At 69.9% G+C, this 12,558-nt stretch carries 10 protein-coding genes and 1 pseudogene; 6 read left to right on the forward strand and 5 right to left on the reverse strand.

The genetic code is table 11. The features are described from left to right. From ACT6S0_RS22910 to ACT6S0_RS22920, 3 genes and pseudogenes are all read left to right on the forward strand, one after another. Window positions 1–457 (forward strand): annotated as a pseudogene (locus tag ACT6S0_RS22910) (hypothetical protein); the annotation flags it as partial. 4 nt (window positions 458–461) lie between these two features. Continuing rightward, window positions 462–683, forward strand: a complete 222-nt coding sequence (locus ACT6S0_RS22915; protein WP_444766071.1) for a SlyX family protein — start codon at window positions 462–464, stop codon at window positions 681–683. Window positions 684–829: 146 nt separating this feature from the next. Next, window positions 830–1,558 (forward strand): DUF6445 family protein, encoded by a 729-nt coding sequence (locus ACT6S0_RS22920; RefSeq protein ID WP_444766072.1) that lies wholly within the window; start codon window positions 830–832, stop codon window positions 1,556–1,558. Window positions 1,559–1,570: 12 nt separating this feature from the next. Here the strand turns inward: ACT6S0_RS22920 and ACT6S0_RS22925 are convergent, their stop codons facing one another. Continuing rightward, complete coding sequence (locus ACT6S0_RS22925) at window positions 1,571–2,056, reverse strand: cupin domain-containing protein (RefSeq protein ID WP_444766073.1); 486 nt, start codon at window positions 2,054–2,056, stop codon at window positions 1,571–1,573. A gap of 29 nt (window positions 2,057–2,085) precedes the next feature. Between ACT6S0_RS22925 and ACT6S0_RS22930 the strand changes: the two genes are divergently transcribed. Beyond that, the gene (locus tag ACT6S0_RS22930; RefSeq protein WP_444766074.1) at window positions 2,086–4,047 is read left to right on the forward strand and encodes a RecQ family ATP-dependent DNA helicase; all 1,962 of its coding nucleotides are present in this window, start codon (window positions 2,086–2,088) and stop codon (window positions 4,045–4,047) included. On the opposite strand, the gene ACT6S0_RS22935 is transcribed toward ACT6S0_RS22930, so the two are convergent. After that, a complete protein-coding gene (locus ACT6S0_RS22935; RefSeq protein WP_444766075.1) occupies window positions 4,044–4,325 on the reverse strand; it encodes a hypothetical protein in 282 nt (93 codons plus the stop codon). The genes ACT6S0_RS22930 and ACT6S0_RS22935 overlap by 4 nt on opposite strands. Before the next feature lie 198 nt (window positions 4,326–4,523). On the opposite strand from ACT6S0_RS22935, the gene ACT6S0_RS22940 reads away from it, so the two are divergent. Further along, window positions 4,524–8,048, forward strand: a complete 3,525-nt coding sequence (locus tag ACT6S0_RS22940) for a Dyp-type peroxidase (protein WP_444766076.1) — start codon at window positions 4,524–4,526, stop codon at window positions 8,046–8,048. Between the two features lie 65 nt (window positions 8,049–8,113). Continuing rightward, a complete protein-coding gene (locus ACT6S0_RS22945; RefSeq protein WP_444766077.1) occupies window positions 8,114–8,485 on the forward strand; it encodes a VOC family protein in 372 nt (123 codons plus the stop codon). 127 nt (window positions 8,486–8,612) lie between these two features. On the opposite strand, the gene ACT6S0_RS22950 is transcribed toward ACT6S0_RS22945, so the two are convergent. The 3 genes from ACT6S0_RS22950 to ACT6S0_RS22960 all read right to left on the reverse strand — a co-directional run. Next, window positions 8,613–10,010: a pectate lyase family protein gene (locus ACT6S0_RS22950; protein WP_444766078.1), complete on the reverse strand. Its 1,398-nt coding sequence runs from the start codon at window positions 10,008–10,010 to the stop codon at window positions 8,613–8,615. Window positions 10,011–10,300: 290 nt separating this feature from the next. Continuing rightward, window positions 10,301–11,371 carry a hypothetical protein gene (locus tag ACT6S0_RS22955; RefSeq protein ID WP_444766079.1) on the reverse strand — a complete coding sequence of 357 codons (1,071 nt, stop codon included), beginning with the start codon at window positions 11,369–11,371 and terminating at the stop codon, window positions 10,301–10,303. A gap of 102 nt (window positions 11,372–11,473) precedes the next feature. Next, window positions 11,474–12,558 (reverse strand): AAA family ATPase (locus ACT6S0_RS22960; protein ID WP_444766080.1); only part of this gene is annotated, 1,085 nt, incomplete at its 5' end.

The following is a 12,558-nucleotide window of genomic DNA, read 5'->3' on the forward strand; positions in this document are numbered from 1 at the left end:
GCGTCCGGGCGGGCTGGTCGAGGCGGTGTGGGTGGCGGCGGGCCAGCGCGTGCAGCCGGGCTGTGAGCCGGCGGCGGTGCGCCATGAGGCCGTGCGTTGGCCGGCGCTGCTCGGGCCCTTCCTCGATGCTGAACAACGCCATCCGCTGGAGCGCCTGAACTGGCGCGCCGACTGCGCCGGCCAGCGACCCGTGGCCAACCAGTTGCGCGTCGTCGGCCTGGAGCCGGGGACGGTGCTGCGCCCGGCGCCCGGCCAGCGCGAGGTCGTACTGAAGCTGCAGGCCATCGGCGCGCAGCAGGGCGCGACGTGGCTGCTCGACGGACAGTGGATGGCAGCCAGCACCGTTGCTTCGGCGGCGCAGACGCTGCGCGTCGAACGAGCCGGCGCGCATCGGCTGACAGTCATGGATGGGTTGGGGCAGTGGGCGCGGGTCGAATTCCAGCTTCTGGCCCAATAGCGCCATGGACACGACCCTGCAAGCCCTCGAACAACGCATCACCGACCTGGAGATCAAGGCCAGCTTTGCCGAAGACACGGTCGAGCAGCTCAACCAGGTCGTCGTGCGCCAGCAGGAGCAGATCGACCGACTGGTGCGCGAACTCGTCGAGCTGCGCAACCGCGCCGCAATGGCCGAGCCCGGCGCCGTGGGCAGCCTGCGCGACGAACTGCCGCCGCACTACTGAGTGGCATCGCGAGCCGGACCTGCGCGGGCCTGCAGCTCACGCCAGAACACTGAACGCGTTCGGCAGGCATGTCGTTCTGCCGGTCGGGATCCGCTCTCGCCGACTTCTATGATCGATGACACAACGAGTCAGGGGGATGCGCCGTGATGGCAGAGTGGCTGGATGCCGAGGGTCGATTCTTCAACCCGGAGCCGCGCTTGCGCGTGGTGCCGCTGCCGCATGGTGGCCGGTGCGTGGTGGCGGACGACGCCCTGGCCAACCCGGAGGGTGTCCGCCAATGGGCGGCCAAGCAGGCCTTCCAGCCGCCGAACTTTCCGTATCCGGGCTTGGTGCTCGATGCGCCGACGGCGATGGCTGAGGGGATGGCCGAGTTCTTCGCGCAACACGCACGTGCGCCTCTCGGGGGTCGCCGCACGCTGCAACACGGCACGCGACTGTCGGTGCTGAGCACGCCTCCCGAGGCGCTGAAGCCTTTGCTCTGGCAGTGCCACCGCGACCGCGTATCGGCTGGCCCGCACTTTCTGTTCGCGGCCAGCGTGCTGTATTTGTTTGATCAGCCTGCGCTGGGCGGCACGAGCTTCTATCGCCCGCTGCGAGATCCGGCCGCGATCGACCGCATGCTGGCCGACAGCGAGGTGATGGACGCCGCGACCTTCAGCGCACGCCATGGCGTGCAACCGGGCTACATGACCGACAGCAACTCGCATTTCGAGCGGGTGGCACGCGTCCTCGCGGCCTGGAACCGCGCCATCTTCTACGACGGCGAACTTTTCCACGCCCCCGACGTGGACGAGCCCGCGCGCATCAACGCCGACGTGCTGCGCGGCCGGCTGACGCTGAACGGGTTCTACACGTGCAAGCGCGCAGCGGTGTGAGCGGCTCCGCGTTCACGGCTCCCCGTCCCAATAGTCCAGCCCCGCCTCGCGCTTTTGCAGCAAGCGCAGCCCGGGCGTGAAGATGCCGACCTTGCCCGAGTCCGGGTATTCGCAGACCTCGGGCCTCTCCCTGGTGCTGATGGACAGGTAGTGCAGCGGCGCGCTGGAGGTGTTGATGATGTGGTGCGGATAGTCGGGTCCGGCCGGGATGCTGATGACGTCGCCGGCCTGGATCGGCACGTGTTCGCCGGCCACGCGCAGCGTGCCCTGGCCCTGCAGGATGACAAACATCTCCTCCTGCGCGTAGTGGAAGTGGTAGGGGCAGCTCATCTGCCCGGGCGCGACGATGTCGAAGCCGGCGCCGAGCTTGACGGCGGCGGTGCCCTCGGACATCGACGCCATCTCGGTGTCGTAATGCGGCGCGCGGACGAAGCGCTCGCGCGGGGCGTCGTTGAAATTGCGGATCAGGCGCTCGCGCAGTTCGGCGGGTGTGGGCATGCAGAGTCTCCGGGGACAATCGCGGTCGAATGAATCCGCCCCTGCATCTTCCAAGCCCCACCGCCGACCTGCAATCCGCTGCCCACCAGGTCCTGTCAGCAGTCTTCGGCTACGCGGCCTTCCGCGGCCAGCAGGGCGACATCGTCGAGCATGTGGCCGCCGGCGGCGATGCGCTGGTACTGATGCCCACCGGCGGCGGCAAGAGCCTGTGCTACCAGGTGCCGGCCATCGTGCGGCACACGCGCCAGCAGGGCGTGGCCATCGTCGTGAGCCCCTTGATCGCGCTGATGCACGACCAGGTCGGCGCGCTGGAAGAGGCCGGCGTGCATGCGGCCTTCCTCAACAGCAGCCAGACCGGCGAGGAGGCCAGTCGCATCGAGCGCGAGATGATGAGCGGGCGGCTCACACTGCTGTATGCCGCGCCCGAGCGGCTGACCACGCCGCGCTTCCTGGCCCAGCTCGCCAGCCTGCACGAGCGCGGCCTGCTGTCGATGTTCGCCATCGACGAGGCGCATTGCGTCAGCCAGTGGGGGCACGACTTCCGCTCGGAGTACCTGCAGCTCAGCCTGCTGCACGAGCGCTTCCCCGAGGTGCCGCGCATTGCGCTGACCGCCACGGCTGATGACCTGACGCGTGCCGACATCATCGAGCGGCTTCAGCTGCAGGACGCGCGCGTCTTCATCAGCAGCTTCGACCGGCCCAACATCCGCTACCTGATCGCCGAGAAGAGCGCCTCGCCGCGCGAGCAGTTGCTGCGCTACATCCGCGACGAGCACGAGGGTGAGGCGGGCATCGTCTACTGCCAGAGCCGCAGACGAGTGGATGAGACGGCGGTGTGGCTGGACAGCGAAGGCATCAAGGCCCTGCCCTACCACGCCGGCCTGGACGCCGACGTGCGCCGCCGCCACCAGGATCGCTTCCTGCGCGAGGAGGGCCTGGTCATGGTCGCCACCATCGCCTTCGGCATGGGCATCGACAAGCCCGACGTGCGCTTCGTGGCCCACCTGGACCTGCCCAAGAACATCGAGAGCTACTACCAGGAGACCGGCCGCGCCGGCCGCGACGGCGCCCCGGCCCAGGCCTGGATGACCTATGGCCTGGCCGACGTCGTCAACCAGCGCCGCATGATCGACGACAGCCCGGCCGACGAGGTCTTCAAGCAGGGCCAGCGCGGCAAGCTGGACGCACTGCTGGCGCTGGCCGAGGCGACCGACTGCCGGCGCGTGCGCTTGTTGAGTTATTTCGGCGAAGACATCACCGCCCGACCCGCCGCCGGGCCGCCCCAAGGCGGGGCGAGCCCCCTCGGGGGGTCCGAGCGTAGCGACGTGGGGGCCTACAGGTGCTGGAATTGCGACAACTGCCTGAATCCGCCGCAGACCTGGGACGGCACCGAGGCCGCGCGCAAGCTGCTGAGCTGCATCTACCGCTTCCACCAGCGCGGCGAGCGTTTCGGCGCGGGCCATCTCATCGACGTGCTGCGCGGCAAGGCCACCGACAAGACCCAGCAATACGGCCACGACAGGCTGTCCACCTGGGCCTGCGGGGCCGACCTGTCCGAGCAGCAGTGGCGCGCCGTGCTGCGCCAGCTGATCTCGCTGGGCCATGTGGCCGCCGAGGGCGAGTTCAACACCCTGGCTCTGCAGGACAGCGCCCGGGCGGTGCTCAAGGGCGAGGTGGAGTTGCGGCTGCGCGAGGCCGAGGAGAAGAAGCCGCGCGGCAAGGCTTCACGAGGCGGTGCGAAACCCAAGGTCGACCCGGCGCTGGGCCTGGATGCCGAAGGCCACGAGCGCTTCGAGGCGCTCAAGGCCTGGCGCTCCGAGGTGGCCAAGGAGCATGGCCTGCCGGCCTATGTGATCTTCCAGAACACGACGCTGGCCGAGATGGCGCGCGTCGTGCCGGGCGACCTGACGGAGCTGGGCGAGATCAGCGGCGTCGGCGCCAAGAAGCTCGAGGCCTATGGCCGCGAGATCCTCAGAGTACTCGGCCGTTAGCGAACCGCCGTCCCATCCGCGCTGGCCACCTGGGCGCCATCGGCAGCCGCATCCCGGCGGCCCACGACGACGACGCGCGGGAGCTGCTTGACGCCATCCGTTGCCTGCGGCGTGCTCACGCCGCTGATGACGACCCGCTCCAGCTGCACCACGTCCTCAGCGGGCACCGTGATGGTCATCCAGGCTGCGCCGGTCAGGGCCATCAGGCCGACCAGGGCAAAAGCGCTGACGGCTTGCAGGCGGGTGGTGTGGGCGGTGGTGGTGCTGATGCGGTTCATGGCGTGTTCCTCTCTGTCTATGGCCGCCAGTGTCTTGGCGACGAGGTGTCGCGTCCTAGGGTTTGCGATAGGTCGCCTGTTTTGGCGGATGAGTTGCAGTTGGCGGCGATAAGCCTCGTCGTCAAACCTGAGGGACGTCACTGACGCCGAGGCTCGTCCGCAACCGGATACTTCCCGACTCAAACCTAGGGAGAGAACATGGCACGCGGCAACGACGTCCAACTCGGCGGCATCACCGACCTCAATCTGCTCGCCGACATCAAGCGCGGCTTTGTCGACGGGCTGGAGGTCATCACCTATGTCGAGCGGCTGCGCCGCGTGCTGAAGACCCTCAACGGCCTGCGCCTGGGCTCGCGCGAATCCAGCGCACCGGCATCGCCCTACACCGACATCGTCGCCCGCTGGCGCATCGTCCACTCCTTCCGCTGGAGCATCGTCGACGGCGAGGACGGCGCCCCCGACCGGTTGCTGCTGTCGGTCAATTTCGACGGCGGCTGGGAGCCCTACATGCGCGTCATCTGGGACCAGCTCGGCAGCACGCTGGACCTGATGCTCTGCCACACCGAGGGCTACCAGCTCTCCTGCCAGTGCAGCTTCGAGACCTATGCGCGATGGGTGCGCGAGCATGAGATCTCGGCCGACTTTCTGTTCATCGAATCCGGCCGCACCGTCAGCGACGCCGAATACCTCGCAAAGCTGGAGGCCGCACAGCGCGGCCGCGCCAGCGAGCTGGCATTCAACCGCCTGCGCGCGCCGGCTTCGGGCGACGTGCCGCCGCTGCCCACCGGCGACAAGGAGCGCTTCGCGATGACCGCGCGCGGCCTGGTGCCGCTGGCGGGCCTGTTCTCGTTGCAGCGCTACTTCGGCGACACCGCGCCCGACCGCGACTGCCTGCGCCGCGCAACGCGTGACGTGCTGTTCGAGCTGACGGAGCTCGGCACCGCCCAGCAATTCCCCAAGGACGGCGGCAAGACCCCCGGCGGCCAGTTGCGCCAGCGCCACCACGAGATGCTCGAATGGTTCGAGCGCCCGCTGGTCGAACCCGAGGTCAAGGCGCGCGTGCTGTCGCTCAAGCCGGGCGACCTGCAGGCCTGCATCCTGACCAAGCCGCCTGGCAACCGCGGCGGACTGGTGCTGCTGCGCGTGGCCCAACCCACACAGGCCGTGGCCTGGCTCAGCACGGCGCCCGTCAATCGCGATGACGATGACCCGACTCAGCCGGGCGTCTGGCGCCAGGTGGCGCTGACGCTGGCCGGCTTGAAGGCGCTGGGCGTGCCGGCCTCGCGGCTGGAGCGCTTCCCGCAGGCCTTCAAGGAAGGCATGGCCGCACGCGCCGGCCTGCTGGGCGACGTGCGCCACAACCACCCGACGCATTGGGCCTTGGTCCGCCACATCAACGGCATCGACCGCTTCGACCCGGCCAACGCCCATGTGCTGGTGCAGCTGCGCTTCCCGGCCGCCGAGCCGGGCGAGGCCTTCACGGCGGCCGACGGCCAGCGCCTGAAGGAGCTGGCCGAGGCGCTGACCGTCAACACCGGCCTGGCGTTGATGGCCACCGAGCCCATGCGCAGCAACGCCGCCGACAAGGAGCACTTTGGCTACAGGGATGGCATCAGCCAGCCCACGCTGGCGCCCGCCACGCCGGGCGCGGCCTGGAGCGACACGGTCAAGACCGGCGAGATCCTGCAGGGCTTTCCGACCGAGCGCGACAAGGGCCACGCCGTGCCCGAGAAGGCCGACGCGCTGCTGGACCGCAGCACCTTCCTCGTCGTGCGCAAACTGCGCCAGTACACCGGCCGCTTTGCCAAGCGCACCTACCAGGAAGCCAAGAAGATCGGCCTGGACCACGACCTCGTGCTCGCCAAGCTGATGGGCCGCTACCGCGATGGCCGCCCGGTATCCGCGCCCGACGCGCCGGGCACGACCAACGACTTCAACTACGCCAAGGACGCGCAGGGTTCAGCCTGCCCCTTTCACGCGCACATCCGCCGCGCCAACCCGCGCGACCTGGAGGACGACGCTGCCTTCGCCAAGAACCGCATGCCGCGCATCCTGCGCCGGGGCATGAGCTACGGCGCGCCGGTGCATGCCGATGCGCCCGACGACCAGGACCGCGGCCTCGTCTTCATGGCCTACAACGCCCACCTGGCCGAGCAGTTCGAGGTCGTGCAGCGCTGGATCGCCGGTGGCAACGCGAGCGGCGGCTACTCGGGCCAGGCCGACCCGCTGCTGGCGGTGGTCGACGGCAGCGCCGGCCCGCGCCTCTTCCCCTTCGAGCACGGTGGCAAGCCGTATGAGATCGACCTCGGCCCCGAGCCCTTCGTCACGCTGCAATGGGGTGCCTACTTCTTCGTGCCCTCCATCGCCGCGCTGAAGGGCCTGCCCGGCCTTGTCGAGCTGCCCCTGCCATTGCCGCCCGCGACTCCCGTGCCCGAGAAGACGCCCGACCTGCAGGACAAGGCCGCCATGCAGCTCTGGCTGGAAGACACCACCACCCGCGACGCCGCCTGGGCCTGGGTGCGCGCCCAGCCCGGCGGCGTGGTGGACACGGCCTACGGCGTGCTGGTCGGTGCGGCCGAGCGCGTCTGTGAGGTGCTGCGCAACGACCCCGACCGCTACTCGGTGAGCGGCTATGGCGAGCGCATGCACGACTCCATCGGCCTGGGCTACCTGGGCCAGGACGACGACAGCGGCCATCTCGACCTGGCCCCGGCCATCAATGCCGCCATCGAGGCCTATGGCGAAGCCCAGTGCTATGCCACCGCTTACCAGGTCGCCACGGCGGGCCTGATGCAGCTGAAGAAAGAGGCGCGCGCCCTGCTGGAGACCTTCCCCGCCAGCCAGAAGCCCGCCGACCTGCCGACCGACACGCCGCTGGACTTCGAGCGCCTCAGCGAAGGCGTGCTGGCCGCGCTGTGCAAGATGTGGTTCGGCCAGCCGGACGGGCGTCACATCTGGGGCACCGAGTTCCATGCCGAGGCCAACCCCCACGGCGTTGCGCCACGCTGCCCGCGTGACCTCTTCAAGGTGTCACGCCATGTGTTCGGGCCCCACCCGACCGACGCCGTCAAGGCTGAGGGCCGCGCCGCCGGTCGCCGCTTCACGGCGGCGGTCGAGGCCTGGCTGGCCGAGCCCGGCAGCGTGCTGCCCCCGCTGGCCCAGAAGATCGTCGCGGCCGCCAAGGCGCTGCCCGACGCCACGCCTGACCTGCCCGCGCGCACCCTGGCCGGCATCATGCTGGGCTTCCCGCCCACCACGCATGCCAACCTGGTCACCGTGCTGGCCGCCTGGGTGCAGACGCGCAAGCTGTGGGAGCTGCAGCCGCAGTGGAACGAGGTGGCGCCGCAGACTCAGGCTGCCCCGCCCCCCTACGCCGAGGCCGTCGCCCGACTGCGCCCGGCGCTGATCGCCACGCTCAACCAGCGCCCCACGCCCTTCCAGATCTGGCGCAAGGCCCGCGTGGCGCATCGGCTGGGTCAGGTGGATGTGGAGCCCGGCCGCGTCGTCATCGTCGGCCTGGGCTCGGCCACCCAGCAGGACCCGCTGCGCCACCACGTCGCCTTCGGCGGCGACCGCCACGACCCCCAGGGCCCGCCGCCCCACGCCTGCTCGGGCTATGGCATGGGCATGGGCGTCATGCTGGGTGTGATTGCGGCGGTGCTGGACGCGGGGGTGATGCGCTTCACCGGGGCGCCGACGGTGGTGGCGATGGGGGTGGAGTGATGTTCGGCCAGCCGCTCTTTTGAATGGCGCTGAGCGCAACTGGAATAAGCATTGGAGTGAATGCCATGAAACTGAACACGGCTCGCGTTTTCGTCAAGGACATCTCCTTGGCCAAGTTCTTCTATGCGAACTTGCTCGGCCTGCCGCTCGAGGTTGACGGGGAGCGCTCGGGCTACTGTGTCTTTGGTGCCGGCGCAATGGCGCTCGTCGTCGAGTCCGTGCCGGACGACGCGCCCGATGAGGAGCGCTTGCTTGTCGGGCGGTTCACCGGCCTGTCGTTCACCGTCCATGACATCCGCGCCAGCTATGCGGAGCTTCTCTCGCGGGGGGCGGCCTTCTCGGGCGAACCCGAGCGCCAGGCATGGGGCGGCACGTTGGCAACTTTCGCCGACCCGGCCGGCAACGAACTCCAGCTTGTCGAGCAGCCGGCGGCATAGCGGCCTGCCGACGGCGTAGTTCGGTTAACGGGGTAAGCGCAGCGCACACCAACGTCTCGCGGTGTTCAACGTTGGGGTCGACGAGGCCGGTGACGCAAGCGAAGCGCGGCACCGGCCGTCCACGTCGTCAGCAGCTGACCTTCGCGAAGTTCTTCCCCGCGCCCGCCGCCGCCGGCAGCTTCTGCTTCACGCATGACGGCGCCTGCAGCGTGTAGCTGTAGGGAATGCCGAGCGGGAAGTTGGCGGTCGTGACCCAATCCGTCGCATCCCGCGACGGCGAGGAGCCGCTGGCCACCCAGGTGATGCCATAAGTCCCGAAGTCGGCCGGGCTCGTGATGTTGTTGCTGCGCAGCTGCCAGTAGCCGATGGACGAGCTGTCGCGCGAGGTGACCGGGTTCTGCGCGTTCTCGAACCAGTTGCCCTCGATCAGCGAGTAGCCGCCCATGCGGATGTTGGCGCCCGAGGTCTTCACGCCGCTGTAGAGGTTGTTGTAGAGGTGGGTGTAGCCGCCGCGCTGCAGCGGCAGGCGCGCGCTCACGTCCTTGTAGTAGTTGTGGTGGAAGGTGATGAAGCGGTCGCTGGCGTCGCTGTCGCTGCTGCCGATGAGGCCGACCTTCTGGTGGTCGTGGATGTAGTTGTACGAGTAGGTGATGTGGTGGGCGCCGGCCTTGCTGTCGATGAGGCCGTCGAACTCCAGGTCGCCCGCGCCGCTGCATTCCTTCAGGCTGCTGAACAGCGTGTTGTGGTCGATCCAGATATAGCCCGGCGTGCCGCCGCTCTGGCCTTCGATGCCGATGGCGTCGATGGAGCCGGGCAGCAGGCCGATGGTCATGTTGCGGATGATGATGTTCTGCGCCGCCGCCTTGATGGCCAGGCCGAAGTTGGCCGACGAGCCGTTGGCGCCTTCGATGGTGATGTTGTTCTTGTTCTTGATCTCGACGATGGCGCCAGCCGGCTTTTGCCATTGCGCGCAGGAGTCGGTGATGGACCCGAAGTCGAACGTGCCCGTGTAGCGCAGCACCATGCCGGAGCTGCCGTCATAGGCGTTGAGCGCCGCCTGCATGGCCGCTGCGGTGCTGACGGTGACCGGTGTCTTGCTGCCGCCGCCTGTCACCGTGCCGGCATAGCCACCGCTGTGGCCGGCCGGGGCGGGTGTGGGCGTTGGGGCGGGCGTGGGGGCCGGGGTAGGCGCAGGGGTTGGAGCCGGTGTCGGCGCCGGCGACGCCACGGGGCCGACCGCACATTTCTTCGCGATGCCGGGGTTGGGGTCGGAGCCGAAGGTGGCCACCGTGCAGGCGATGTCGCCGCTGAGGTTCTTGATGACCCACTTGTCCTTGATGCCGAAGGACACGGCGCGCGTGCTGGTGCCGACCTTGCAGGTCTCGCCCTGGTCGGCGCATTTGGAATAGCCCGATGGCCAGTCCACGGCCTGCGCGGCCGAAGCGGCCAGGAGCAGCGACATGGCGGTGCCGGCGGAGCGAACGCCGGGCAGCGGCGGCGGGGTCATCTTCTTGGTGATCGTCATGGGACTGTCTCCTGTCGTTGTGTATGGCAGCGCGGTATCCGTCCGGGCGCGCGCAGCCGCCTGTCGTCGGCGGGCAGGGAGCGCGCGGCCGAGACGGCTTGATGGCGGGGGAGGAAACCAGTGCCGACGTCAGGTCGCTACCGGTCGATCCGCGCGCATGGGCGCGGCGACGTCAGGTCGGCGCGGGCATCGCCGCGCATCGCGGCCCACTATGAAACAACGTTCTGTATTTATGGATACGTAGTTTCGCGAGGCCGATGGCTGCGACGCCGAGGCGCAAGCTCGGCGCTTCAGAGCTGTCGTGTCCGCTCCAGAAACCCCCTCATGCCCAGCCGCTCGAACTCGCGATGCGCGCGGTCGCGCGCCGCTGGCCAGCTGTCATCCAGCCGCAGTTCGGCTTCCAGCAGCGCGGTGACGGCGGCTTCGTGGAGCGAGTTGCGCTGCTCGCCGGCACCACGCGCGAGGCCGAGGTAGCGCTTGGCGCGGGCGGTGTCGCCCACGCGCGCGGCCAGCCGGGCCGCGGCGCGGTAAGCCATCGCGCCGCCGATCCAGTCGTGCTGGCGGCCGCGCTTGAGCGCCAACGCCACATGGAGGCGGGCCGCGCCCGCATCGCCCTGGGTGGACAGGATGTCGGCCAGCCAGCCGTGGTTGAAGCTGCTGTACAGGCCGCCTCCGCGCGGCGCCAGCCAGGCGGTGGCGTCGAGGATGTGCTGCCGCGCCGCCGGGTCGGCCTCTTCCATCCAGGCGCCGTAAGCGCCGGCCGCGTGGCCCATGGCGCAGGTGAACATGCTGCGCACCTGCGCGCCCACACGGTGGGCCACGGTGGCCGCCTCGCGCGCCTCGGGCCAGCGGCCCTGCCACAGCAGCACGGCCGCGCGCCAGCCCTGGATGCTGGCTTCCACGGCGTGGCCGCTGCCTTCGAAGGGCGCCAGGGCCTCGGCGAAAACCTCATGCGCCGGCTCGAAATGGCCCTGGTCGCCCAGCACATAGGCGCGACAGCACAGCGAATACGACAGGCCGATCCGGTTGGCCGCGCTCTTGCTGGCACGGGCGCGCTGGCGGGCGATGGCCAGGTCCAGCATCGGCAGGGCGTTGGCGTAGTCGGCGGCGGCGGCCTGCAGCTGGCCGACGGTGCCGGGCAACTGGGCCAGCAGCGCGTGGTCGCCGCATTCTTGGGCGGTCTCGACGGCGGCCCGCGCGTGGCGCAGGCTGTCGCGCGTCTCGCCCAGCGCGTAGCCAACATAGGACAGCCAGTACTCGGTGCGGGCGACCAGACCGGGCTCGCCGTCGTCGCGCGCCAGGCTGGCGGCGTGCCTGAGCACGCGCAGGTCGTCCTGCGAGGCGTCGAACACGCAGGCCATGCCCAGGCGCTGCGCGATGCCGACCCAGCGCCGCCGCCGTTCGCGGCCCTGGTCGTCGCCATCGGGCAGGAACTCCAGCGCGGCCAGCGCGGCGCGGAACTGCTACTTGGCGCGATCCAGCGCCGACGCGGCCAGCGCCTGGTCGCCTGCGGCCTCGGCGTGGCGCGCGGCCGCGGGCCAGTCGTTGGCCGCGGCGTCGTGGTAGGCCAGTTGCTCGTGCAGCTGGCCTTCGGCACCGCCGCGCGCGCTCAACGCGATGCTGATCTGCCGGTGCAGGGCCTGGCGCTCGTGCAGGCCGGTGGCTTCGTAGACGACATCGCGTGTGATGCCGTGCTTGAAGCGCAGCAGCCCGGGGCGTTGGTCCGGGAAGATGAAGTCCTGTGCGGCCAGTGCCTGCACGGCGGGATGCTGTTCGCCGCAGCCGGTCAGTGCCTGCAGTAGCCACACCGGGATGACGTTGCCGACGACGGCGGCCACGCGCACCAGCCAGGCCTGCTCGGGCGGCAGGCGGCCGACGCGGGACTCCACCAGGGCGGCCAGCCAGGCCGCGCTGCTCTGGCCTTCGACCAGGCCGCCGCCATGGTCGGCCGCGGCATGGCAGAGCTCCTCGATGAAGAGCGGGTTGCCGCCGGCGTGGCGCTGCACCTCCGAGGCGATGAAGGGGTCTGTCTGCGGCAGCAGTTGCTGCACGGCGCGGGCGGCCTCGGTCTCTGTCAACGGCGGCAGCTCCAGGATGTCGGCGTCGCCGTCGTTGGCGCCCGGCAGCGCGGCGGGATTGGACGCCGGCCGGCTGGCGCTGAGCAACAGCAGCGGCAGGCCCTCGCGCTCGGCCATGGCGCGCAGCCGGTGCAGCAGGCGCAACGAGGCGTCGTCGGCCCATTGCAGGTCGTCGATGCACACCAGCTGCGGTGTGCGCCGGGCCAGCGCCAACAGCAGGGCCAGCAGCGCATCCGCGCGCTGGGCCGGTGCGCTGTTCTGCGCCGCGAAAAGCTCGGGCGGCGCATCGTGCAGGCCGTCGAGCGCGCGCAGCATCTGCACGAAGGGCTGCAGCGGCTCGGCGCTGAGATAACTCTCGCAATAGCCACGGTGGATCTGGATGGCCTGATCCGCCTGATCCTGAGCATGGCGCAGGAACTCCTCGGTGAGCCGGGTCTTGCCCACGCCCGCCCCGGCGCGCAGGCCCAGCC

The sequence above is a fragment of the Roseateles sp. genome (assembly GCF_052436255.1).
Taxonomy (GTDB): domain Bacteria; phylum Pseudomonadota; class Gammaproteobacteria; order Burkholderiales; family Burkholderiaceae_C; genus Pelomonas.

What these genes read in the sequence shown, in the direction of transcription:
- ACT6S0_RS22955 (WP_444766079.1), bottom strand. Translation starts at nt 11,371, where the DNA reads ATGGCCTGCGTGTTCGACGCCTCGCAGGACGACCTGCGCGTGCTCAGG.
- ACT6S0_RS22940 (WP_444766076.1), top strand. Translation starts at nt 4,524, where the DNA reads ATGGCACGCGGCAACGACGTCCAACTCGGCGGCATCACCGACCTCAAT.
- ACT6S0_RS22925 (WP_444766073.1), bottom strand. Translation starts at nt 2,056, where the DNA reads ATGCCCACACCCGCCGAACTGCGCGAGCGCCTGATCCGCAATTTCAAC.
- ACT6S0_RS22950 (WP_444766078.1), bottom strand. Translation starts at nt 10,010, where the DNA reads ATGACGATCACCAAGAAGATGACCCCGCCGCCGCTGCCCGGCGTTCGC.
- ACT6S0_RS22945 (WP_444766077.1), top strand. Translation starts at nt 8,114, where the DNA reads ATGAAACTGAACACGGCTCGCGTTTTCGTCAAGGACATCTCCTTGGCC.
- ACT6S0_RS22930 (WP_444766074.1), top strand. Translation starts at nt 2,086, where the DNA reads ATGAATCCGCCCCTGCATCTTCCAAGCCCCACCGCCGACCTGCAATCC.
- ACT6S0_RS22920 (WP_444766072.1), top strand. Translation starts at nt 830, where the DNA reads ATGGCAGAGTGGCTGGATGCCGAGGGTCGATTCTTCAACCCGGAGCCG.
- ACT6S0_RS22935 (WP_444766075.1), bottom strand. Translation starts at nt 4,325, where the DNA reads ATGAACCGCATCAGCACCACCACCGCCCACACCACCCGCCTGCAAGCC.
- ACT6S0_RS22915 (WP_444766071.1), top strand. Translation starts at nt 462, where the DNA reads ATGGACACGACCCTGCAAGCCCTCGAACAACGCATCACCGACCTGGAG.